Origin of the sequence: Aliagarivorans taiwanensis DSM 22990 (assembly GCF_000429505.1) — a bacterium.
Classification (GTDB): Bacteria; Pseudomonadota; Gammaproteobacteria; order Enterobacterales; family Celerinatantimonadaceae; genus Aliagarivorans; species Aliagarivorans taiwanensis.
This window is the reverse complement of record NZ_AUBZ01000037.1, coordinates 1-22,098: the sequence shown is the minus strand read 5'-3', so window position 1 is coordinate 22,098 and position 22,098 is coordinate 1. Positions and strand designations below refer to the sequence as shown.

20 protein-coding genes are annotated in these 22,098 nt (G+C 54.0%); 14 read left to right on the top strand and 6 right to left on the bottom strand.

The window, feature by feature from the left end:
- Positions 1-6: 6 nt before the first annotated feature.
- The 3 genes from G462_RS0116560 to trxB are packed head-to-tail and all read right to left on the bottom strand — an operon-like array spanning position 7 to position 2,381.
- On the bottom strand, positions 7-696 hold the full coding sequence (locus G462_RS0116560) for an arginyltransferase (protein ID WP_026959987.1): 690 nt from the start codon (positions 694-696) through the stop codon (positions 7-9).
- Positions 693-1,391, bottom strand: a complete 699-nt coding sequence (gene aat / locus G462_RS0116555) for a leucyl/phenylalanyl-tRNA--protein transferase (protein WP_026959986.1) — start codon at positions 1,389-1,391, stop codon at positions 693-695. Before aat ends, G462_RS0116560 begins: the two co-directional genes overlap by 4 nt.
- A gap of 33 nt (positions 1,392-1,424) precedes the next feature.
- Complete coding sequence (trxB, locus tag G462_RS0116550; RefSeq protein ID WP_026959985.1) at positions 1,425-2,381, bottom strand: thioredoxin-disulfide reductase; 957 nt, start codon at positions 2,379-2,381, stop codon at positions 1,425-1,427.
- Between the two features lie 70 nt (positions 2,382-2,451).
- On the opposite strand from trxB, the gene G462_RS24545 reads away from it, so the two are divergent.
- The 6 genes from G462_RS24545 (at position 2,452) to serS (ending at position 9,260) form a co-directional block, all read left to right on the top strand.
- The gene (locus G462_RS24545) at positions 2,452-2,655 is read left to right on the top strand and encodes a hypothetical protein (protein WP_157360338.1); all 204 of its coding nucleotides are present in this window, start codon (positions 2,452-2,454) and stop codon (positions 2,653-2,655) included.
- A gap of 123 nt (positions 2,656-2,778) precedes the next feature.
- Complete coding sequence (lrp, locus tag G462_RS0116545; RefSeq protein WP_035478089.1) at positions 2,779-3,267, top strand: leucine-responsive transcriptional regulator Lrp; 489 nt, start codon at positions 2,779-2,781, stop codon at positions 3,265-3,267.
- 125 nt (positions 3,268-3,392) lie between these two features.
- The gene (locus G462_RS0116540; protein ID WP_026959983.1) at positions 3,393-5,867 is read left to right on the top strand and encodes a DNA translocase FtsK; all 2,475 of its coding nucleotides are present in this window, start codon (positions 3,393-3,395) and stop codon (positions 5,865-5,867) included.
- Between the two features lie 8 nt (positions 5,868-5,875).
- A complete protein-coding gene (gene lolA, locus G462_RS0116535; protein ID WP_026959982.1) occupies positions 5,876-6,481 on the top strand; it encodes an outer membrane lipoprotein periplasmic chaperone LolA in 606 nt (201 codons plus the stop codon).
- The gene (locus tag G462_RS0116530; protein ID WP_035478086.1) at positions 6,481-7,815 is read left to right on the top strand and encodes a replication-associated recombination protein A; all 1,335 of its coding nucleotides are present in this window, start codon (positions 6,481-6,483) and stop codon (positions 7,813-7,815) included. Before lolA ends, G462_RS0116530 begins: the two co-directional genes overlap by 1 nt.
- Positions 7,816-7,973: 158 nt before the next feature.
- Positions 7,974-9,260 carry a serine--tRNA ligase gene (gene serS, locus G462_RS0116525; RefSeq protein ID WP_026959980.1) on the top strand — a complete coding sequence of 429 codons (1,287 nt, stop codon included), beginning with the start codon at positions 7,974-7,976 and terminating at the stop codon, positions 9,258-9,260.
- 92 nt (positions 9,261-9,352) lie between these two features.
- Here the strand turns inward: serS and G462_RS0116520 are convergent, their stop codons facing one another.
- Positions 9,353-9,727, bottom strand: coding sequence for a TraR/DksA C4-type zinc finger protein (locus tag G462_RS0116520; RefSeq protein ID WP_026959979.1), 375 nt, complete (start codon positions 9,725-9,727; stop codon positions 9,353-9,355).
- 127 nt (positions 9,728-9,854) lie between these two features.
- Between G462_RS0116520 and dusC the strand changes: the two genes are divergently transcribed.
- The 4 genes from dusC to G462_RS0116495 all read left to right on the top strand — a co-directional run bounded on the left by dusC (position 9,855) and on the right by G462_RS0116495 (position 14,539).
- On the top strand, positions 9,855-10,811 hold the full coding sequence (gene dusC, locus G462_RS0116515; protein WP_035478084.1) for a tRNA dihydrouridine(16) synthase DusC: 957 nt from the start codon (positions 9,855-9,857) through the stop codon (positions 10,809-10,811).
- A gap of 300 nt (positions 10,812-11,111) precedes the next feature.
- Positions 11,112-11,657, top strand: a complete 546-nt coding sequence (gene apt / locus G462_RS0116505) for an adenine phosphoribosyltransferase (protein ID WP_026959976.1) — start codon at positions 11,112-11,114, stop codon at positions 11,655-11,657.
- A gap of 11 nt (positions 11,658-11,668) precedes the next feature.
- Positions 11,669-14,152: a DNA polymerase III subunit gamma/tau gene (dnaX, locus tag G462_RS0116500; protein ID WP_026959975.1), complete on the top strand. Its 2,484-nt coding sequence runs from the start codon at positions 11,669-11,671 to the stop codon at positions 14,150-14,152.
- A gap of 60 nt (positions 14,153-14,212) precedes the next feature.
- Positions 14,213-14,539 carry a YbaB/EbfC family nucleoid-associated protein gene (locus G462_RS0116495; RefSeq protein WP_026959974.1) on the top strand — a complete coding sequence of 109 codons (327 nt, stop codon included), beginning with the start codon at positions 14,213-14,215 and terminating at the stop codon, positions 14,537-14,539.
- Between the two features lie 63 nt (positions 14,540-14,602).
- Here G462_RS0116495 and G462_RS0116490 read toward each other — a convergent pair whose 3' ends face one another.
- Positions 14,603-15,175 carry a PhnA domain-containing protein gene (locus tag G462_RS0116490; RefSeq protein WP_026959973.1) on the bottom strand — a complete coding sequence of 191 codons (573 nt, stop codon included), beginning with the start codon at positions 15,173-15,175 and terminating at the stop codon, positions 14,603-14,605.
- Positions 15,176-15,396: 221 nt separating this feature from the next.
- On the opposite strand from G462_RS0116490, the gene G462_RS0116480 reads away from it, so the two are divergent.
- On the top strand, positions 15,397-16,503 hold the full coding sequence (locus G462_RS0116480) for a phosphoribosylaminoimidazolesuccinocarboxamide synthase (RefSeq protein ID WP_026959971.1): 1,107 nt from the start codon (positions 15,397-15,399) through the stop codon (positions 16,501-16,503).
- Positions 16,504-16,509: 6 nt separating this feature from the next.
- Here G462_RS0116480 and G462_RS0116475 read toward each other — a convergent pair whose 3' ends face one another.
- The gene (locus G462_RS0116475) at positions 16,510-18,864 is read right to left on the bottom strand and encodes a hypothetical protein (RefSeq protein WP_026959970.1); all 2,355 of its coding nucleotides are present in this window, start codon (positions 18,862-18,864) and stop codon (positions 16,510-16,512) included.
- A gap of 152 nt (positions 18,865-19,016) precedes the next feature.
- Here G462_RS0116475 and recR point away from each other — a divergent pair, with 152 nt between their 5' ends.
- The 3 genes from recR to tnpA form a co-directional block, all read left to right on the top strand.
- Complete coding sequence (gene recR / locus G462_RS0116470) at positions 19,017-19,619, top strand: recombination mediator RecR (protein WP_026959969.1); 603 nt, start codon at positions 19,017-19,019, stop codon at positions 19,617-19,619.
- Between the two features lie 182 nt (positions 19,620-19,801).
- Complete coding sequence (htpG, locus tag G462_RS0116465) at positions 19,802-21,712, top strand: molecular chaperone HtpG (protein ID WP_026959968.1); 1,911 nt, start codon at positions 19,802-19,804, stop codon at positions 21,710-21,712.
- Between the two features lie 160 nt (positions 21,713-21,872).
- Positions 21,873-22,098 (top strand): IS200/IS605 family transposase (tnpA, locus tag G462_RS0116460; RefSeq protein ID WP_026959967.1); only part of this gene is annotated, 226 nt, incomplete at its 3' end.

Here is a 22,098-nt window from a genome sequence, read left to right as displayed (position 1 = left end):
CAACAATCAACGCCATTTATGGCCATCAAATCGCAGGTGAGGGCGAAACTGGCTTTTATAGTTCATTTTTGCGCACTCATCGACCTGTAATCCGAGATAAAGCCATGCTTGCTCTAGCTGCTTAACTCGCTCGATCTGCTGAAGAATCATAACCTTGCCTAACGATGGGTAAATCGACTCAGGCTCAAAGAAGGTGTACACCGCACTGAGGCCATCAGGGAGTACATCGCATATCGCGACGGCAACTAACTGCTGATCATCGAAGGCGCGCAGTATAGCGGTTTCAACGCCATTGCCTGCAAGCAGTTGTTGGTAGCTAGACAGTGTCGCTGGATACATGCCGCCATCGCGATGGCGCTCGGCGATATAGCGCTCATATAAGTCATACTCTTGGGCTGAGCTAGCGCCATTCCACTTGAAGCGCAGTCCCTTGGTTTTAGCGGATACCCGCTTTTGCGAGCGTGAGGGAATGAACTTGCTACAGTCGACTTTAAGCGACTCACACGCCTGACACTCGGCGCAATGTGGGCGGTAGATATAGTCACCACTGCGACGAAAGCCGTGTTCAATCAGGCTTGGGTAGACTTGGCGGTTCTCTTCGGGGCTTTGTGTAATGGCTACCAACAAGCGCTCAGACTGCCCCTCGAGATAGGGACAGGGCGTCTCACCGGTTAAGCCAAACTGGATATTGCTCATAGGGGTAAGGCTAGCGTTTGCGGTCGCCAGCAGTCCAGCGAAATAGGTCGCTCGCGGTGCGAGTGCAGCAGCGTGCCAAAGTCCTCGCGGCTGATAGGCTGCATACCCAAGCTGATGAGGTGAGGGTTCTCTATCTGTCCATCAATGTAACAACCGCCATGGAGGCTGAAATGCTGGGAGAAGCTGTAGAATGCAAGCTTCGAAGCGTTACTGGTGCGATGGAACATCGATTCGCCACAAAATACCGCGCCTACCGCTATGCCATACAAGCCTCCGACCAAGGTATCCTCGTCCCACACCTCTACAGAGTGAGCATAGCCGAGTTGATGCAGGTGGCCATAGGCTTCGCACATAACCGGCAAAATCCAGGTGTTACCGGCTCGCTCATTGGCGCAGGCCTGGATGACCTTATTGAAGGCATGGTTGATGGTGACCTTAAGTGATGTATTACGGCAGAACTTGCGCATCGAGCGCTGGCTAACCGGATGCGGCAGCGAACAACCGATGCGTGGGTCGGGGCTCCACCACAGCACTGGCTGGTCTTCCTCAAACCAAGGGAAGATCCCTTGTTGATAAGCAGCGACCAACAGCTCAGGCGACAACACGTTGCCCAGTGCTAGCAGACCGTTGGGGTCATCCAGCGCCTCGGCGGGTGAGGGAAAATCTTCGGGGGTGGCTACGTAGGGTAGTTGCATAAGAAAAAGGCCGACTGGGTCGGCCTTACATTGTTAATCGTTTAGGCTATCGAGGTAGCGCTCTGCATCAAGTGCGGCCATGCAACCCGCGCCTGCTGAGGTGATCGCTTGACGATAGATATGGTCGGCCACATCACCCGCTGCAAACACGCCAGGTACCGAGGTTGCGGTAGCATTACCGTTGCTGCCGGAGTTAATTGAGAGATAACCGTCGTTCATCTCCAGCTGACCTTCGAAGATTTGGGTATTTGGCTGGTGACCAATGGCGATAAACACACCCATCACCTCTAATTCACGGGTTTCACCGGTTTTTACGTTTTGAGTACGCAGTCCGGTTACGCCCATCTCGTCGCCGAGCACTTCATCTAGCGTTTGATCAAGGTGCAAAACGATGTTGCCGTTTTCAACCTTATCCATCAAACGCTTGGTGAGGATCTTCTCTGAGCGGAAGCTGTCACGGCGGTGAATCAGATGCACCTCTGAGGCGATATTTGATAGATACAGCGCCTCTTCAACAGCGGTGTTGCCGCCACCAACTACTGCAACTTTCTGGTTGCGATAGAAGAACCCGTCACAGGTCGCACAGGCTGATACGCCTTTACCTTTAAATGCCTCTTCAGATTCCAGGCCGAGGTATTTCGCTGATGCGCCAGTGGCAATGATCAGCGCATCACAGGTGTACTCAGCGCTGTCGCCTTTCAGTTTGTAAGGCTTGGTGTTGAAATCAACTTCGTTGATGTGGTCGAAAACCACTTGGGTTTCGAAGCGCTCAGCGTGGGCGAGCATACGCTCCATCAACGCAGGGCCGGTTAAGCCTTCAGCGTCGCCCGGCCAGTTCTCAACCTCGGTGGTGGTGGTGAGCTGGCCGCCTTGCTGCATACCGGTAATCAATACCGGGCTGAGGTTGGCACGAGCGGCGTAGACCGCAGCGGTGTAACCGGCAGGGCCTGAGCCGAGGATAATCAATGGGTGGTGTACTGACTGACTCATGGTGATGAAATATATCCTTGTTTGCGATGTAAACAATATGCGGTCAAAAGTTGCAAACTCAAGCTAAAAAGTGAAGAAAAGAATCGCAACAGCCAATTTTGCAACAGCTTGGTCACAGCATAATCTTCAGCTTTGTTCCCGACAAATGAAAAAACAATATATGGATATAGCGATTGTTCTAGCTAAAAATTTTGCATTGGGCTTGATAGTACTCGCTTTTTGTGAAATAAATAAACAAGAAAGCGGCGGCGTTTGTCCGGACTCTGTTCTGTAGCCCGATATTTCGGCCCGTTATCGTCACTTGCTCCCTATTTTATGTACAGCTTCGGCAAGTCCAGGGTAGGTAAACTGTGGTTGTAACGCAGTAGGAGGGGAGGGTTATTACACACTCGTTAATATGGAAGCTAAAGGTCGACCAATGAAGGAACTGGATCGAATTGATCGCAATATCTTGAATGAATTGCAAAAAGATGGACGAATTTCTAACGTAGAGCTGTCGAAACGTGTAGGCTTAAGCCCCACGCCTTGCTTGGAGCGAGTACGACGGTTAGAGCGCCAAGGGTATATCTCCGGTTATACCGCAATCCTAAATCCCCAATATCTTGACGCCTCATTGCTGGTTTTTGTCGAAATCACCCTTAATCGCGGTGCCCCGGATGTGTTTGAGCAGTTTAACCACGCTGTTCAGCAACTCGAAGAGATCCAAGAGTGTCATCTTGTATCCGGTGACTTTGATTACCTGTTGAAAACGCGCGTAGCTGATATGTCAGCCTACCGTCGTTTGCTGGGTGAAACGCTGTTGCGCCTACCGGGTGTTAACGACACGCGTACCTATGTAGTAATGGAAGAAGTTAAACAAAGCAATCGCCTGGTAATCAAAGGCTAACGCGTTTTAACTAGTTGAAAATTCTGTTACATTGAAACGAGCGGCTTAAGCCGCTTGTTTTGTTTTTATTATGCAGTTTTTCACAGTTTGACCTGTAAAGCTGTTATCTCAGGAACGTGTACGTCATGGGTGACCCGTTTTATCAGGCTGATCATCGGCTATCCGGCCTAGGCCGCCTCGCAGAAGCAGGGGCGATATGCTTGGGTGCGTTAGGCATCTACCTGATGATCGCTCTGGTGAGCTTTAATCCTGCTGATCCAAGCTGGTCTCAGACCGCCTGGCAGGGGGATATTCACAATGCGGCAGGCACCTTTGGCGCCTATACCGCAGATATCTTATTGTTTGCTTTCGGCTTCATCGGCTATTCTGCCCCCTTTATCTGTGCGCTGTTGGCGTGGGCGTTGTTCTGGCGACCCTGTCCCGTTGCACAGCTTAATTTCTTCACACTTGGCCTGCGGGTGCTCGGGTTCACCTTAACCCTGCTATCTAGCACTGCGCTTGCCAGTATTAACGTTGACGATTTCTTCTATTTCACGTCTGGAGGTGTAGTGGGGGACATCCTTGCTTTGCTGATGGTACCGGTGTTCGGTTTGTTGGGTACCACCATTATTCTGTTGGCGCTACTTGCCTGTGGCGTCACCCTGTTTACTGGTATGTCTTGGGTGCACATTGTTGAGCGCATCGGCGGTGGGTTGATTAGTGGCGTTGGACGAGTCAAGCAAATGCCAGAGTCGCGCCGCCAGAAAAAGCTGCAAGAGCAACACGATGATGTGCTGATGCGCGATTTTAACAAGGCGCCAAGCTCAGATTCCGCCGAGCCCGTTCAGGTAGATGAGCCCAGCTTTGACACGCAGCCTACTGCTGATGCGAGTAGTGATGAAAGCTACAATTGGCTAACTGACTCGGCACCAGAGCTTCCAGAGGATGCAATCCACGATTGGCATGCCGCCGACGAGCAAGAAGGTGAGCCTCAAGAGCCTATCTTGCTTGAGCGTGAGCATGTCGGGATGGATGAGTTGATGGGGTCCGATGCGCCTGTTGCCAAGCCCAAAGTGAAAGCGGCGGCATCTGCTACTACCGCGCCCGTTAAAGCCCAACCAAAGTTGCCGGCACTACCTGAGATGACGCTGCTCGATCGCCCCGACAAGCAGCAAAACCCGATCTCGCAAGAAGATTTGGACAATATCTCACGCTTAGTCGAAGCCAAGTTGGCTGACTTTGCAGTGAAGGCAAAAGTGGTGGCGGTGCATCCCGGTCCGGTGATTACCCGCTTCGAGCTAGATCTCGCACCGGGTGTCAAGGTTAGCAAGATTTCTAACTTGTCTAAGGATTTGGCGCGAGCGTTGTCAGCGATTAGCGTGCGGGTGGTGGAAGTAATTCCTGGTAAATCGGTGATTGGTTTGGAGCTGCCAAACCGCTACCGCGAGGTGGTGTACTTAAGCGAAGTGATCGACAACCCGGTATTCCACAACAGCAAGTCTGCGCTGACCATGGTGCTGGGTAAAGATATCGCCGGCCAGCCGGTGGTGGTCGATTTGGCCAAGATGCCGCACTTGCTGGTAGCGGGTACTACCGGCTCGGGTAAGTCGGTTGGGGTGAACGTGATGATCCTCAGCTTGCTGTATAAATCGACTCCCGACGATGTGCGCCTGATTATGATCGACCCCAAAATGTTGGAGCTGTCGGTCTACGAGGGGATCCCGCATCTATTGGCAGAAGTAGTCACCGATATGAAAGAGGCCGCTAACGCCCTGCGCTGGTGTGTCGGTGAGATGGAGCGTCGCTACAAGCTGATGTCGGCGCTTGGCGTGCGTAACCTCAAAGGCTACAACCAGAAAGTGTTGGACGCCGCCGCCAACGGCACTCCGATTGCTGATCCGCTCTGGAAGCCCGGCGATAGCATGGATGAGATGCCTCCGCATCTAGAGAAGCTGCCTAGCATCGTCGTGGTGATCGACGAATTCGCCGATATGATGATGATCGTCGGCAAGAAGGTGGAAGAGCTGATTGCCCGTATTGCGCAAAAGGCCCGCGCCGCAGGTATCCATTTGGTGCTGGCAACCCAGCGCCCATCGGTGGATGTGATCACCGGTCTGATTAAGGCCAACATCCCAACTCGTATCGCCTTCCAGGTATCGAGTAAGATTGACTCGCGTACCATCCTTGACCAGCAAGGCGCTGAAACACTACTGGGTATGGGCGATATGTTGTACTTGCCTGCAGGAACCGGCGTACCCACCCGTGTTCACGGGGCCTTTGTCGATGACCACGAAGTGCATGCGGTGGTTGCTGCCTGGAAAGAGCGCGGCGAGCCCAACTATATTGATGAAATCCTCTCCGGCGAAGCGGGCCCCGATGCCTTGCTGCCCGGTGAGCAGGCCGAAGGCGATGAAGAGCTGGATGAGCTCTACGATCAAGCGGTCGCCTTTGTGACAGAATCTCGCCGGGGCTCGGTCTCCGGTGTGCAACGTCAGTTCCGGATTGGTTACAACCGGGCTGCACGTATCGTCGAGCAGATGGAGATGCAAGGCGTGGTTAGCTCTCCCGGGCACAACGGCAACCGCGAAGTTCTCGCGCCGCCCCCGGTTAAACTCGATTAGGTAACGATATGAAGAAGATTGTTTCTGCATTGGTGCTGGCAGCATGCAGCGCCGGTGCCATGGCCGCCGATGTCACCGCTGAGTTAAAGCAAGCGCTAGGGCGCTTTGACGCGTTCTCTGCCAACTTTGAGCAGCGGGTGATTGATATCGATGGCAACTTGGTACACCAAGCTGAAGGCGAGTTGCTTCTGGCCAAGCCGGCCAAGCTGCGCTGGCAACAGACCTTTCCTGAAGATGACTTAATTGTCTCTGATGGCGCAACGCTGTGGTACTACAGTCCGTTTATCGAGCAGGTGAGCATTATGGATGCCACCAGTGCGGTGGAGCATTCGCCGATTGTGTTGCTCTCTGATCAACGCGACAGCACCTGGCAGCAATATGCCATCGAGCGAGAAGGCGAGGGCTATATGCTCACCAGCAAAGAAGATGCACTGCAAGCGCGCTTCTGGGTGAAGCTCGATGGCCAAGAGCAGGTGGAGCGCTTCGATATCATCGAGCAAAACGGCCAACGCAGTGAGTTCGTGCTGTCTGGTCTAAATACCAGCCCCGACTATCAAATTAGCGATTTTCAGTTCGTTATCCCCGACGGAACCGCTGTGGACGACCAACGTTAATGAGCCTGTCGCTAGACTTCTCTGAGGATTTTCGCCCACTGGCTGCCCGTATGCGGCCCACCCGTATCGAGGATTATGTAGGTCAGCAGCATATCCTCGGTGCCGACACGCCGCTGCACCGGGCCATCTCCAAAGGCCAGTTGCACTCGATGATCCTGTGGGGCCCGCCAGGTACCGGAAAAACCACCATCGCAGAGATTGCCGCCAAGAACGCCAATGCAGAGGTGGAAAAGATCTCTGCGGTCACCGGCGGCATCAAAGAGGTGCGCGAGGCCATCGCCAATGCCAAGCAGAACCAGCAAGTTGGCCGGCGCACGGTATTGTTCGTCGACGAGGTGCACCGCTTCAATAAAAGCCAGCAGGATGCCTTTCTACCGTATGTGGAAGACGGCACCGTGGTGTTTATCGGCGCCACCACCGAGAACCCATCCTTTGAGCTCAACAACGCACTGTTGTCTCGTGCCAAGGTCTATGTGCTCAAGCAGCTCGGCGATGAGGATATCCTAAGCCTTCTGGAACGCGCGGTGCAGCACGATCCGGTATTGGCTGAGCAGGCGATCGTTGTCGACGATGAATGCCTGAGTCTGCTCGCTAAGATCGCCTCTGGCGATGCCCGCCGTGCATTGAACCTGCTGGAGATGATGTGCGACTTGGCGGTAGTACAAGCCGGGCATAAGCATCTTAATAAGCAGCTACTGGCCGAGGTAGCGGGTGAGCGTTATAGCCATATCGATAAGGGCGGCGATCAGTACTACGATCTGCTCTCTGCACTACACAAATCGATCCGCGGCTCATCGCCCGATGCTGCGCTGTTTTGGTATTGCCGTATTCTTGAAGCCGGTGGTGACCCGCTGGTGGTAGCGCGCCGCTGTTTGGCTATTGCCTCAGAAGATGTTGGTAACGCTGACCCGCGCGCCATGCAATTGGCAATCAATGCCTGGGACTGCTTTACCCGGGTCGGACCTGCCGAAGGCGAGCGGGCGATTGCGCAAACAGTGGTGTACTTGGCCTGCGCGGCCAAAAGTAATGCGGTGTATACCGCGTTTAAAGCCGCTCGCAATGCCGCCAAAGAATATGGCGATATTGGCGTGCCGGTGCACTTGCGTAACGCGCCCACCAAGCTAATGGCCGAGCTGGGCTTTGGGCAAGAGTATCGCTATGCCCATGATGAGCCGAATGCTTACGCCGCCGGGGAGTGTTACTTCCCTGAGCAGCTGCAAGATCTGCGTTTCTACCAACCCAACGAGCGGGGACTCGAGAAGCAGATCAAAGAGAAACTGGATTATTTGGAGCAGGTTAACCGCAATAGCTCGGTTAAACGCTACAAAAAATAGCCAGTTCGCCCCACAACCGACGAAATATCATTGGTTTGTACCCAGCTCGCTTGCATCGTGCCCGCGAGTTGATAAAATTTTTCGCCTTGGCCCTATGAACGGGCAAATGTGATAACTACCCATACTTGGCACGACGCCAAAAGATACGAAGGTTTCTGATGCTTGACGCTAAATTTCTAAGAAGCGAAATTGAGACTGCCGCAGCTCTGCTTAAAAAGCGCGGTTATGATTTGGATGTGGCGCAACTAACTGCGCTGGAAGAACAACGCAAAGAGTTACAGGTACGCACCGAGCGCCTGCAAAACGAGCGTAATGTACGATCCAAGTCCATCGGTCAAGCTAAGGCACGTGGCGAAGATATCCAACCTCTGTTGGCTGAAGTTGGCCAACTGGGCAGCGACCTAGACGCAGCCAAGGCCGAGCTGGCTGAACTGCAAGGCCAACTGCAGGCGCTGTCTTTGGAAGTGCCAAACCTGCCGCACGAGTCCGTGCCAGAAGGTAAAGACGAAGACGAAAACGTAGAACTGCACACCTGGGGCGAGATCCCAAGCTTCGACTTTGAAGTGAAAGATCACGTCGACCTAGGGGAAGGCGCACAAGGTCTGGACTTTAAAAACGCGGTTAAGATCAGTGGCTCGCGCTTTATCGTGATGAAGGGCCAGATTGCCCGCCTGCACCGCGCATTGGCGCAGTTCATGCTGGATACCCACACCCAAGAGCACGGTTATCAAGAGCTGTACGTGCCGTATCTGGTGAATGCAGACTCACTGTACGGTACCGGTCAGCTGCCTAAATTCGGCGAAGACCTGTTCCACACTCAGCCAGCGACCGAAGAAGGCGTGGGCATGAGCCTGATCCCAACCGCAGAAGTGCCAGTGACCAACATGCTGCGCGACACCATCGTCGACGAAGCCGAGTTGCCAATTCGCATGACCGCTCATACGCCATGTTTCCGCAGTGAAGCGGGCTCTTATGGTCGTGATACCCGTGGCCTGATCCGCCAACACCAGTTCGACAAGGTTGAGATGGTGCAAGTGGTACACCCAGAGAAATCCTACGATGCGCTGGAAGAGATGCGCCAGCACGCCGAAAACATTCTGCAAAAGCTTGGCCTGCCTTACCGTGTGGTAACGCTGTGTACTGGCGATATGGGTTTTGGCGCAACCAAGACCTACGATCTGGAAGTGTGGCTGCCAGCACAAGACACCTACCGCGAGATCTCGTCTGTGTCTAACTGCGAAGCCTTCCAAGCGCGCCGTATGCAGGCTCGTTTCCGCGCCGCGGGTGCGAAGAAGCCTGAGCTGCTGCACACCCTGAATGGTTCAGGTCTGGCAGTAGGCCGCACCTTGGTAGCTATCTTAGAGAACTACCAGCAGGAAGATGGCAGCGTGGTAATTCCTGAAGCGCTTCGTCCATACATGGGCGGTGTTGAAAAGATTGGCTAAGCCGTCGCTGCAATAACAGCCAATAAAAAAGCAACAACCAATAAAAAAGCCACCTGATGAGGGTGGCTTTTTAGCATCCAGCGTTTGGGCCATCACAGCGCATAGCGATGGCTCTGTTGATGGAGCTGATACTTGCTTTGGCAGGCCTTGCAGCGCTGCTCGCAGGGATCGGCTTCGAGCAAGGACTCTTCGATGGGCTCCTCGCAATCGCAGCACATGCCAAATAGCCCCAGCTCGATTTGGCATAACGCAGCGTCAACCCGCTTTAAGTCGCCAAGCAGGCGATAGATCGCCAGTACCGGTTGTTGACTGGCAAGCTCAATCAACTCGGTGGTTTCCATGGCATACAGCGCCTGCTCGTTTTGCTGAGCGAGTCTGGGCAGCGACGCCACAAGCACCGGGATAATTTGATTTTTTAGCTCAACTAGCTGCTGGTCTAGTCGTTGCTGATAGTTAGCGATATTCACGGCATATCACCATTGCATCTACATTTGATCAGGAGTATAAACAGCGCCCTGAAACCCCGGCTATGACTTGAATCAAAACGAGATCAACTAAGCTTTGCAACCAAATAACAATAGAAGTCAATTGGATATGAATAATACCTCACCAAACACCGTCACACTGGCGCCAATGGAAGGGGTACTCGATCCGCTGATGCGCCAGCTACTTACTGAGATAAACGACTACGATCTGTGTGTTACAGAGTTTGTCCGCGTGGTTGATTGCCTGCTGCCCGAGCATATCTTCTACAAGCTATCGCCGGAGTTAAAACAAGGTGGTGTGACCAGTGCTGGCACGCCAGTACGCATCCAATTGTTAGGTCAAGACCCACAAGCCTTGGCCGAAAATGCGCTGCGCGCCATCGAATTGGGCTCGCCCGGTATTGATCTCAACTTTGGTTGTCCGGCCAAGTTGGTTAACAAAAGCCGTGGCGGGGCTGCGCTTTTGAAAACCCCCAACCTTATCCGCGATATTATCGAAGCCGTGCGTCGCGTAGTGCCAAGCGAGCTACCGGTATCAGCCAAGATCCGCTTAGGCTGGGAGTCGGCCGAGGAGAGCTTCGATATCGCCGCTGCGGTTGAGCAAGCCGGAGCCAGCTCTTTGGCGGTACACGGGCGCACCAAAATGTGTGGCTACAAGGCTGAACGCATCAACTGGCCGGCCATTGCGGCGGTGCGCGAGCAGGTGAACATCCCGGTGGTTGCTAACGGCGAGATCTGGAGCCATCAGGACGCCCTTGAGTGCGTCAAGGTGACCGGCTGCCGCGACATCATGCTAGGGCGTGGGGCCTTGAATACGCCCAACCTGGGCAACGTGGTCAAGTACAATGCACCGGCGATGACTTGGCAGGAAGTGATGGCGCTGCTGCTGCGTTACACCCAGCTAGAGTGTCGTGGCGACAAGGGCAAGTACTTTCCGAATCGCATTAAACAGTGGTTTGCTTATCTCAATAAGGTTTATCCAGAGGCGAAGGCGCTGTGGCCAGAGCTGCGGGTGCTGCGCGAGAGTGCCCAGATTGTCGATCTGTTGAACGCCCAAGGCGGGTAATACCCCTAGTTTTGTTCGGTGTTTCTACGGGCGCGGGTTAGTTAGACTGGCGCCCCAGAAAAGGAACACTATTATGAAAACGGATTTTAAAGAAAACTATCATCTCGGCCACTTCTTAGGCTTCATCGCTGTACTGTTATTGCCCACTTTGCCGCTTAGCCTGACTTTACTTGGGATAATGTCATAGCTTGAGTGCCTTGGGCTTTGCATTAGCCCCGGATCTTGCGATAATTCTTGTTTAACCAACGCCAAAGCCCATCCGTCCTATATGGGCTTTTTTGTGAATAATTGGAATTTTGCATGAGTAGCGACTCTTTGGACTATATCGCTAAGTCGATTAAAGCCATCCCAGACTATCCTAAGCCCGGTATCATGTTTCGTGATATCACCTCCTTGATTGAAGACCCAAAAGCTTTTGCGCTAGTGATCTCCCAATGGGAAGAGCATTACCGCAACGCGGGTATTACTAAAATTGTCGGTACCGAAGCGCGCGGTTTTATCTTTGGTGCGCCATTGGCTCTGGCCTTAGGTATCGGCTTTGTGCCCGTTCGCAAACCGGGTAAGTTGCCGCGTCAGACTCTGGCTGAAAGCTATGAGCTGGAATACGGCATGGATACGCTTGAGATCCACCAAGATGCGCTTACCAGCGATGACAAGGTACTGTTAATCGATGACCTGATCGCCACCGGCGGTACCGCAGAAGCCACCGTGAAACTGGTTCGCCGCTTGGGCGCCACCATCGAAGATGCCGCATTTGTGATTAACCTGGTAGACCTGCCCGGTGAAGCAAAGCTACGCTCGTTGGATGTGAATCCAACCCATCTGGTTGCCTTCGAAGGCGAATAAGCGGTAATTGAATGAGTCACCAAGCCCTCGCCAGAAAATGGCGTCCTCAGCGTTTTGAGCAAGTCGTTGGCCAGCAGCATGTACTAGCTGGATTAGTAAACGCCCTTGATCAGCAACGCCTGCATCACGCCTATCTGTTTTCTGGTACCCGCGGGGTGGGCAAAACCACCATCGCGCGGATCTTCGCTAAAAGCCTTAACTGTGAGCAAGGGGTGAGTAGTCAGCCCTGTGGCGTGTGTGGCAACTGTGTCTCTATCGACCAAGGCAACTTTGTAGATTTGCTCGAGATTGATGCGGCCTCGCGTACCAAGGTTGAGGACACCCGCGAGTTGCTCGACAACGTGCAGTACAGCCCGGCCCGAGGGCGCTACAAGGTCTACCTGATCGACGAAGTGCATATGCTGTCTCGCCACAGCTTTAACGCACTGTTGAAAACCCTCGAAGAGCCGCCTGAGCACGTGAAGTTCTTGCTGGCGACCACCGATCCGCAAAAACTGCCGATTACCGTGCTGTCGCGCTGTCTGCAGTTCCAGCTAAAAGCGCTCAGCCAAGACGATATCGCCAACCAGCTCAATCACGTGTTGACCCAAGAAGGCTTGGGTTTCGAGGCCGAGGCATTGCCGCTGCTGGCCAAAGCCGCCGACGGCAGCATGCGTGACGCGCTAAGCCTGTGTGACCAAGCCTTGGTGCAAAGCGGTAGCGAGTTGAGTCGTGATAACTGCTTGGCGCTGTTGGGGCAGCAAGATCCCATCTTGCTCACCGAATTGTTGATAGCTGTGGTTGAAGGCGATGCTAGCGCCGCGCTGGCCCAAGTCGACCAGCTATCTGAACTCGCCCCGGATTTTGACAGCCTACACCAGCAGCTCGCCGAGCAGCTCCATCAATTGGCGCTGGCCAAGGTGTTGCCCGAGCGCTGCGATGACAGCCTAGTGGCCTTGGCGCAAGTGGTGGATGCTCAGCTGGTTCAGCTGCTCTATCAGATTGCTACCACCGGCCGTCGCGACCTCGCGTACGCCCCTTCGCAACGCTCCGGCTTTGAGATGACGGTATTGCGGATGCTGGCCTTCGAGCCTGCGCTAAGCGAGCAGGGGCAAAGCGATGCCCAGTCATCGGGGCAGCAGCCGGTAACTGGTTCTTCTGTTGCTGGAGTGATGAACGAAAGCGGCTCAGCTGAGAGCCCGCATCAACATCTGCAGGCGCTTAAGCAAAAGCTTGCCGGTGCCAAGAATGTGAAACCTGCTGATCAGGCAAAGCCTGTAGAGCGCCCCGCGGTTAATAGCAGCGCTCAACAAGCGCCAACACCTCAAGCCGAGTCTGCTAACGCCACTGCCTCGCAAGCAAAGGCTGCAGCAAATGAAGCAGCTCCTGCTGTAAGCGAGTCCGTTCAAGGTGCCAGCCCTGTGCAAACTAACAGCTCGGAGCAAGCGGCATTGGTCGCCAGCGCCGTGAAAGAGCAGCAAGAGATTGTTGAGCAGGCCCAGCAGCAAGGCTTTGTTGAAACGCCCGTTACTGCGGCTAAGCCTGCAACAGCGAGCCAAGTATCGGCTGAGTCTGCAGCCGTGAGTCAAACATCGGCCGATACCCCGTCGGTAGCCGCGCCGCAAACGGCAGACAGCCAGCCAGCGCAAATACCATCGGAGCCTGTAGAGCCTGCTGCTGACAGCAGCGACGATTACTACAGTGCTATGGCCCAGCAAGCTGCAGCAATGGAGCAGGAGGCTGAAGCGGAGCACTATGAGCCGCAGGGTGCCAGTCCTTCACTGGACGCCTCGCACACCCAGTCTTTGATTAAGCTGCGCAGCCAACTTCGAGCTAAGGAAGGTGGCGAAAAAAAGCCTGAAGACGCAGCAGTAGATGCTGCGGATCTGGCTCAGCGCGCGGCGCGTGCTGCTACCTTAGAGGTCAGTGGGCCGCCTGAAGGGGATGAACCTGCCAGCGCGAAGGCTACTGAGAGTGTTGCTCCGCAACTACCCGTTAGTGCGGTGGAGCAGAGCAGTGCTGCGTTGGATACCCAGCAGCTGACTCCGGCTCAGCAGTTTGTGGCCCAGCGCAACAAACCCGCACAAGCAGCGCATGATGTGCAAGCGCAGCGGCCGGTTGAGCAGGTCAGCGAAGATCTGGACCAGTGGGCAGTTTGGGTGGAGCAGATGCATTTGGGGCCGATTGCTCGGCAAATCGCCCGGCACAGCCTGTCGCGGGTAGAAGGCAGCGTGGTGCAACTCTTGTTGAAACCGGACTGTGCGCACCTGCAAAAGCCTAGCTCGCTATCTGAGCTTACCCAGCAGCTATCGCAGTTGCATGGCAAGGCGATGGAGCTGGCCATCACCATCGGTGAAGATACCAGTCAACGCACCCCGGCTGAGCAGCGCCATGCCTTGCACTTAAAGCGTCTGGATCATGCTAAGCAGCGTTTGTTGGACGATCCTAATATTCAGTTTATGCAGCAACGCATGGGCGCTGAGCTAAATGGCGACAGCGTCAACTATACAACTTGATTTATTGCGGCAACCTCGGTGTAATTGCCGCATTACAAACCTAAACGAAGTGAGATAACCATGTTTAAAGGTGGAATGGGCAATATCATGAAGCAGGCGCAGCAGATGCAAGACCGCATGCAGAAGGCCCAAGAAGAAATCGCCAAGATGGAAGTAACCGGTGAAGCCGGTGCTGGCCTGGTTAAAGTAGTGATGAACGGTAGTCACAATATTCGTCGCGTAGAGCTGGATGACAGCTTGATGGAAGACGACAAAGACATGATCGAAGATCTGTTGGCGGCAGCTGTTAACGACGCAGTACGTCGCGTGGAAGAGCAAAGCAAAGACAAGATGGCGGAAGTCACCGGCGGTATGCAGTTGCCACCGGGCATGAAGATGCCATTCTAAGCGCGTTCGTTAGCTACAAAAAAGGCCGCTTCTGCGGCCTTTTTGCTATCTACAGTATTGCGACTACTTCTTACGACAGTACTCAGCAATGATGTACATCGACTGGCCATTGGCCTTGCCCGATACGTGGGTCGGATCGTTGTCGTTTACGCCAATACCGCGCACCACGGTGCCTCGTTTGATTACTTGGCTAGAACCTTTGATAGGCAGGTCTTTGATGATAGTGACATCGTCGCCTTTTTGCAGGATAACGCCGTTCACATCGCGCGGCTTATCTGCGCCTGCTACATGGGCGCCACTTTCGGCCCACTTCAGCATATCTTCTTCCAGATACAGCATATCTAGCAGGTCTTGCGCCCAAGGCTCAGCGTTAAGGCGGCTCAGCATACGCCAGGCCATCACTTGTACCGCTGGGGTTTGGCTCCACATGGAATCATTCAGGCAGCGCCAGTGGTTTTGATCCAAGGCATCATTCTCGCCTTCAATCTGTGCCAGGCAAGTGCCGCAGACGTGGATGGCTTTATCTGAGTGCTGCTCTTGCTCGGGGGGCAGGGCGTAAACACTCAGGTTGTCGGTGCTGCTGCACAGCTCACATTGGCCGCCGCTGCGCTCGCTCAGGGTTTGCTCAATACTCATAATTTTCTTCCGGGATTTCAATTGGCGCTATTATGCCCAAGCCCTTGCCGTTAGTCAGGACTTTGGCGAAGTTTAGTCTAAGAAATTCGCCGGTTTGCTGTAAGTTTCGCCAGTGGCGAGCAGTTAACGACGCAAACACTGGAGCTGACAGGGATTTTTGGTAAAATTCGCCAGCATCGAATCCGCCACGTTTTGTGGCCACCACCTTGAAGGATAACAACATGAGCCTTGCCGATAAGGTACTAGCTGTTAATGATGACCTGCCGATCCGTACCGACAAACCGGTACACAGTGGAAAAGTGCGTTCTGTTTACTGGTTAACTGAGCAGGATAGCCGCCGCCTGATCGAAGAGAAGGGCTATCCGGTATCGCCTGATACGCCACTGGCCATCATGGTAATCAGTGACCGCATCTCGGCCTTTGATTGCATCTGGCATGGCGAGCAAGGTCTTAAAGGTGTTCCCGGCAAAGGCGCTGCGCTGAATGCGATCAGCAACCACTGGTTTAAGCTGTTTAAAGAGCAAGGCCTGGCCGACAGCCATATCTTGGATATCCCACATCCTTTCGTTTGGATTGTGCAAAAAGCCCGTCCCGCCAAGATTGAGGCGATTGCCCGCCAGTACATCACTGGTTCTATGTGGCGAGCCTACGAGAAGGGCGAGCGCGAGTTCTGCGGCATTACCCTGCCAGAAGGACTTAAGCGCGACCAAAAACTGGATGAGATCCTGATTACCCCGTCTACCAAAGGCATTCTGCGCGGCATTCCCGGCGTGCCTGAAGCCGATGACGTGAACATCACCCGCCAAAACATTGAGCAGAACGTGGAAGCCTTCGGCTTTATGCAAGGCGCTGATATCGACCTCTACGAAAAACTGCTCAAAGAGGGCTTTGCGGTTATTAGCAAAGCGCTGGCTGAGGTGGATCAGGTGTTTGTTGATACCAAGTTTGAGTTTGGCTACGTGACCGATGAGCAGGGCCAAGACAAGCTGATCTACATGGATGAAGTGGGCACCCCGGACTCATCGCGTATTTGGGATGGCGCCGAGTACCGCGCTGGTAAAGTGGTAGAGAACTCGAAAGAGGGCTTCCGCCAGTTACTGCTTTCGCACTTCCCAGACCCAGACATCCTGCTGAACAAAGAGCGTATGGACGAGCGTGAAGCATTGGCCCGCGATAATGCGTTGCCAGTGTCGGTTCTTGAAGAAGTCTCTCGTACCTACATCGGTATTGCTGAAAAGATCACCGGCCAGCCAATCGTGGTTAGCGATAACCCGAAAGCTGAGATTATTGCGGTGCTCAAAGAGCACTACGATCTTATCGCCGACTAAACCGCCCTAAACGGCACTGGTAGTCTGCTGCCAGTGCTGTAACTCCTTCACTACCGCATCTACGACTTCTTCATCACCTCTGGCCAATGCCGGGCCTAACTGCTGGAACTTGTCCGTTAACGGCGTGTTCGCAAATTTCTCATGGGCAACACACAGCTGGGTTAAGCGCGTATTAGCGTCTGCACCGCCGTCGCTGTCAAGATGGCTAAGGGTTAGCTGCAGTTCGTCACAAAACAGCTGCCACAGGCATTGATCCAGTCCGTTCATGTTGACTATCGAGTCACCTTGCTCGCTTATATCAGCTGGCTTTATTGGCGCGAGGGTATCGGCAAGCGCCTGTTCCAATAGTGCATTGCTGTGCTCGACGTTGAGCGACTCGATAAGCTCGGGGAGCAAGGCATCCTGCGAGCTATCATCGTTATCATCATTCACCGCTATCAGTTGCTGCGCCAAGTCTTGAATATCGTCATCCTCGGACGACACAACATGCAGCAGCGCTAGGCTAATGGTGACCGCCTGCTTGCTGAAATCAGCCTGCCAACCTTGCTGTTTGCAGATTTGCCGATAGAGCTCGCGACTGGCAATGTCGATGTGACTGGCGCGCAAGGCAAAGCGGATGGTAAGCATTTTTTGGTCCTCGTCTTGTTCAAGGCTGAAGCGTGGCACCTCAGCCTGCTCGCGGCGCTGTATACCAAGGGCTTGCAGGCAAAGGGCTTGTAGCAAGTAGAGCAGGGCCTTAGGGTTGCCTTTAGCGTGCGCATTTGGCGCGACAGGGTTGTTGGGAAGTGCCGTGATACCGAGCTGAGCGAGGCTACTGAGTAGCTGGTCCAACGCTTGCTCCACATTAAAGGCCTGATTCTTGTCGCCCATACCTTGGGCGTACCACTGCAGTTGCAAAAGCACGCTTAGCTCGCCGCTGGCGCGCAGCACCTCACGGTACTGCTCACTGACCTGCGGATCGCTTTGCAGGCCCCTGCGAATCCGCCCTAACTGTTTTTGCCCAAGCTGATGAATCAAGGTGACGCTCTGGGCCAGCTGTTGCTGCCAGCTGTTTTGCTTGAGCTTGCTACTGCGTCGTAGCGGTTGCTCGGGCAGTAACTGAAGCAGGCTGACTTCGCCAAGCACTGGATGATTAAAGGTGTTAGAGCTGACACTACGATAGCCCTGAGCGCCCTTATCTTGCCCTTTGACGTGAACACCTTGCTGCTTATCGAGCATAAATAGCTGGTCAAGCGGTGTATTTTCTATCTCAGTGGCACGGTCGAGTAGAGCGCTAAAGGCTTGGTTATAAGCCATCACTCGGCGCTCAGAGTCAACAAAGGCCTGCGGCAGCGGTAGGTCTAATAGGTCTAGCGTCAACTGGCTAAGGTCGTCGTTGTTATCGGGTGTTGGATCTACGCTCTCTAGCGGCCGCTTAATAGTGATTAGTCGCAGGTGTGCTTGTTGGGTGTCGATAGGCTCTATCGCTGCCGGGTACACCTGCCCAGCAATGCTTAATTCAAATGGGTCGTTGTCCTGTTGGGGCGTGTCAGCGCTTTGCTCTGCGCTGGTAAGGGCGGTTAACAGGGCCTCAATGTGCAGGTCGGGGAACGCCGCGTTCGCCGCATCGTTGATGTAGTGCGCTTGTCGCTGGTCGTCGAGCAGCACCGCGGGGTAGGTAAACGCATCCAGCAGTGGCTGATAGCGCGACAGCGAGTCCTCATCTTCGACGGGGTCGCGCGCGACTTTGCGCAGCGCCAGCGCCTTATCCGCCAGGCCAAGTCGGAGTTCGTTAATCTCGTCGGTATAACCCTGTACTTCGGCATCCAGTTTTTCGATATCCAGCCCATCGAGGGCTTGTAGGCCCTCACTTGGGTTGGATTGGCCCGCTGAACTGCTTGCGCCGCGATGGTAGTGCTGCCAGCTGGCGAGCAGCAGCGAGAAGGCCAATCCGCCGCTGGCGAGCAGGGCCAGCAGTTGCTGGGCCGCGGGTTGATCTAGCTTGACCAACAGCCACTGATCGAAGCTGAGGCGGTTTAAGTTTACCGCCAGGCTGACGATTTGCTGATCTTCGGGCACCCGTGAATAGTCGGGCAGGTAGGGTTCAGTGGTATCAGGATTGTCGGCCAGTGGACGCAGACTCAGCTCGACCAGTGCGATATCGGGCGATGCTTCAAGCTGCTGGATCAGGTCGATCAATTGCTGGCGCTTACCTTGTTGCGCCAAGGATTCTGCTAGCGGGCTGATTAGGCTGAGCTGGTGATTGGCGCGGATCGCCACATCGCGCTGTTCTTGGTGGTAATCCCAGTAGAGCAGCGGCAGGCAGCCCAGCGAGACAGCAATAGCGAGCAGCAAGTAGTTACGGATGGTGGTGGCTAGCATAATTCCCTATGCGATAAGTTGTGGGGTATGGCGATCCTTCACGTTCATTATTGCCCGTAGTTTGTGCACTTGTCATGCCTCGCGGCGATTGAAGCTGAAATTATTGGCCGAGGCTGATATCGTTAGCGCAGATTTAGCTATCACTCGACACCATGAAATACACGCCGAAAATTGACCAACTGATTAAAGCCCTACAGGCGCTGCCAGGGGTTGGCCCGCGCGGTGCCCAGCGCATGACCTTTAATTTACTGGAGCGCCAACGCGATAAGGCGCTCAGCCTGTCGCAAGCCCTTGCAGATGCGGTGGCGGATGTGGGCCACTGCGAGCAATGCAATAACTTCGCTGAAGAGACCTTGTGCCCCATTTGTCAGTCGGGCAAGCGGCAAAACTCGGGTCAGGTGTGTGTTGTTGAAACACCCGCCGATGTGGCTGCCATCGAGCAAACCGCCCAGTACTCAGGGCTGTATTTTGTATTGATGGGCCATCTTAGTCCGCTCGATGGCATTGGTCCTGAGCAGCTGCATCTGGACAAACTGGAAGCGCGCTTGGCCTCCCAAGAGATCGATGAGTTGATCCTGGCTACCAATCCTACGGTAGAAGGCGAGGCGACAGCCTACTATATTGCCGAGATGGCCAAGGCCAAACAGGTGAAGGTGACCCGCATCGCCCACGGTGTGCCATTAGGTGGTGAGCTAGATAGCGTTGATGGCACCACGCTGTCCCACTCACTGATTGGCCGACAGAGCGTGAGTTAAGCTCCACTGCAGCAGTTAAGGCTGTGCAGCGTTGATTAATTGTGCAACTAAACTGCTTTCGGGCAGTTTTTTCGTTTTTGGCCGTTGAAAAGCGCTAACTCATCCCCATTTCGAAAGTAACAGTAAAAGTGCCGTCGACAGGTACTTATCCATGGTCACAGTTACAGAGGAAAAAGGGACCCATGACTGAGCAGAAACACGTAGAAAAACACGGGTTTACTACCGAAGTATCACAACTTCTTCAGTTGATGATTCACTCTCTCTATTCAAACAAAGAAATCTTCTTGCGCGAGCTTATCTCCAATGCCGCCGACGCCGCCGACAAGCTGCGTTTTAAGGCACTGGAAAACAACGCCTTGTACGAGGGTGATGGTGAGCTGCGTGTGCGTGTTAGCCACGACAAAGAGGCGCGCACCCTAACGTTGTCTGATAACGGCATCGGTATGACCCGCGACGAGGTTATCGAGCATTTGGGTACCATCGCAAAATCGGGCACTAAAGAGTTCTTCGGTAACCTGAGCGGCGACCAAGCGAAAGACTCGCAGCTAATCGGTCAGTTCGGTGTGGGCTTCTACTCGGCCTTTATCGTAGCCGACAAGGTTACCGTTGAGACCCGCGCGGCAGGTGCTGAGCTCAGCCAAGGCGTACGCTGGGAAAGCGCCGGAGAAGGCGATTACACCGTTGCCGATATCGAAAAAGCCGGCCGCGGTACCGACATCATCTTGCACCTGCGTGAGGGTGAGGACGAGTTCCTTGATGACTGGAAACTGCGCAGCATCATCACCAAGTACTCTGATCATATCTCTATTCCGGTAGAGATGTTCCGCGACGAGCAGCCTGAGAGCGAAGGCCCAGATGGCGAGAAGATTGAAGCGGTACCAGGCGAGTGGGAAGCAATCAACAAAGCTACTGCGCTGTGGACCCGCGGTAAGAACGAGATCTCTGAAGAAGAGTATCAAGAGTTCTACAAGCACATCTCCCACGATTTTGCCGATCCATTGGCATGGGCGCACAACAAGGTAGAAGGTAAGCAGGAATACACCAGCTTGCTGTATATCCCGAGCAAAGCGCCGTTCGATCTGTGGAACCGCGAGCGTCAACATGGCCTGAAACTGTATGTTCAACGCGTGTTCATCATGGATGACGCCGATGAGTTTATGCCAAGCTACCTGCGCTTTGTGAAAGGTGTGCTGGACTCAAACGACCTGCCACTGAACGTGAGCCGCGAAATTCTGCAAGACACCAAGGTGACTGCTAATCTGCGCAGTGCCTGTACCAAGCGTGTGCTGACCATGCTGGAGCGCATGGCTAAGAACGACGCTGAGAAGTACCAAAACTTCTGGAACGAGTTTGGTCAGGTGCTCAAAGAAGGTCCAGCCGAAGACTTCGCCAACAAAGAGCAGATCGCTAAGCTGCTGCGTTTTGCCTCGACCCAAGGCGAAGGTGCGGACCAAACCGTGGCACTGGCCGATTACATCGAGCGTATGAAGGAAGGTCAAGACAAGATCTACTACGTCACCGCCGACAGCCATGCCGCTGCTGCTAACAGCGCCCACCTGGAGATCTTCAACAAGAAGGGCATCGAGGTGCTGCTGCTATCGGATCGTATCGACGAGTGGTTACTGAGCCACCTCAACGAGTTCGACGGTAAGTCGCTGGTATCGATCACCAAAGGCGATCTGGACCTGGGCGAGCTGGACGATGAAGAGTCTAAGCAGCAAAAAGAGCAGGCCGAGACCGAGTACGCCAGCTTTGTTGAGCGTGCTAAAGAGAGCTTGGGCGACAAGGTGAAAGATGTGCGTCTGACTCATCGTCTGACCGATACGCCGTCGTGTATCGTGGTGGATGAGCACGACATGACCACCCAAATGCAGAAGCTGATGGAAGCGGTGGGTCAACAGATCCCTGAGCAAAAATACATCTTCGAGCTGAACCCGCAACACCCATTGGTGAAAAAGGTGGCCGACGAGCAAGACGACGGTGCCTTCAGCGAGTGGTTGGAGCTGTTGTTCGAACAGGCCTGTCTGTCCGAGCGTGGCAGCCTGGAAAACCCGGCCGACTTCATCAAACGCATTAACCGCTTGTTAGGTTAAGCGACTGATCACAAAAGGGCAGCATTGAGCTGCCCTTTTTGTTATCAGTATTAAACCACCTCCTATGGAGGTGGTGATCGTTCTTGTGGGCTTTGCCCGAAGAGCGCTCATGTTAGAAGGTTCAACCTGTTTGTAACCAGCAAATAGGAGAACAACTAACATGAGCAGATATGAATCCGCTTCACACGTATTCTATCGTTGTCAGTATCACATCGTCTGGACGCCAAAGTACAGATTCAAGCTCCTGAAGGGGAACTTAGGCAAAGAGTTGCATAGAGGGATCTACATCTACAGCTCAATGAAGAAATGCAAAATCGTTGAGTTAAATGTTCAAATTGACCATGTCCATTTGGTTGTCAGGATGCCCCCGAGCCTGAGTGTTTCAG

Bases quoted from the DNA above. Each gene is read 5' to 3' on its own strand.
- G462_RS0116560 (WP_026959987.1), bottom strand. From the start codon at position 696: ATGAGCAATATCCAGTTTGGCTTAACCGGTGAGACGCCCTGTCCCTAT.
- aat (WP_026959986.1), bottom strand. From the start codon at position 1,391: ATGCAACTACCCTACGTAGCCACCCCCGAAGATTTTCCCTCACCCGCC.
- trxB (WP_026959985.1), bottom strand. From the start codon at position 2,381: ATGAGTCAGTCAGTACACCACCCATTGATTATCCTCGGCTCAGGCCCT.
- lrp (WP_035478089.1), top strand. From the start codon at position 2,779: ATGGAAGCTAAAGGTCGACCAATGAAGGAACTGGATCGAATTGATCGC.
- G462_RS0116540 (WP_026959983.1), top strand. From the start codon at position 3,393: ATGGGTGACCCGTTTTATCAGGCTGATCATCGGCTATCCGGCCTAGGC.
- lolA (WP_026959982.1), top strand. From the start codon at position 5,876: ATGAAGAAGATTGTTTCTGCATTGGTGCTGGCAGCATGCAGCGCCGGT.
- G462_RS0116530 (WP_035478086.1), top strand. From the start codon at position 6,481: ATGAGCCTGTCGCTAGACTTCTCTGAGGATTTTCGCCCACTGGCTGCC.
- serS (WP_026959980.1), top strand. From the start codon at position 7,974: ATGCTTGACGCTAAATTTCTAAGAAGCGAAATTGAGACTGCCGCAGCT.
- dusC (WP_035478084.1), top strand. From the start codon at position 9,855: ATGAATAATACCTCACCAAACACCGTCACACTGGCGCCAATGGAAGGG.
- apt (WP_026959976.1), top strand. From the start codon at position 11,112: ATGAGTAGCGACTCTTTGGACTATATCGCTAAGTCGATTAAAGCCATC.
- dnaX (WP_026959975.1), top strand. From the start codon at position 11,669: ATGAGTCACCAAGCCCTCGCCAGAAAATGGCGTCCTCAGCGTTTTGAG.
- G462_RS0116495 (WP_026959974.1), top strand. From the start codon at position 14,213: ATGTTTAAAGGTGGAATGGGCAATATCATGAAGCAGGCGCAGCAGATG.
- G462_RS0116490 (WP_026959973.1), bottom strand. From the start codon at position 15,175: ATGAGTATTGAGCAAACCCTGAGCGAGCGCAGCGGCGGCCAATGTGAG.
- G462_RS0116480 (WP_026959971.1), top strand. From the start codon at position 15,397: ATGAGCCTTGCCGATAAGGTACTAGCTGTTAATGATGACCTGCCGATC.
- G462_RS0116475 (WP_026959970.1), bottom strand. From the start codon at position 18,864: ATGCTAGCCACCACCATCCGTAACTACTTGCTGCTCGCTATTGCTGTC.
- recR (WP_026959969.1), top strand. From the start codon at position 19,017: ATGAAATACACGCCGAAAATTGACCAACTGATTAAAGCCCTACAGGCG.
- htpG (WP_026959968.1), top strand. From the start codon at position 19,802: ATGACTGAGCAGAAACACGTAGAAAAACACGGGTTTACTACCGAAGTA.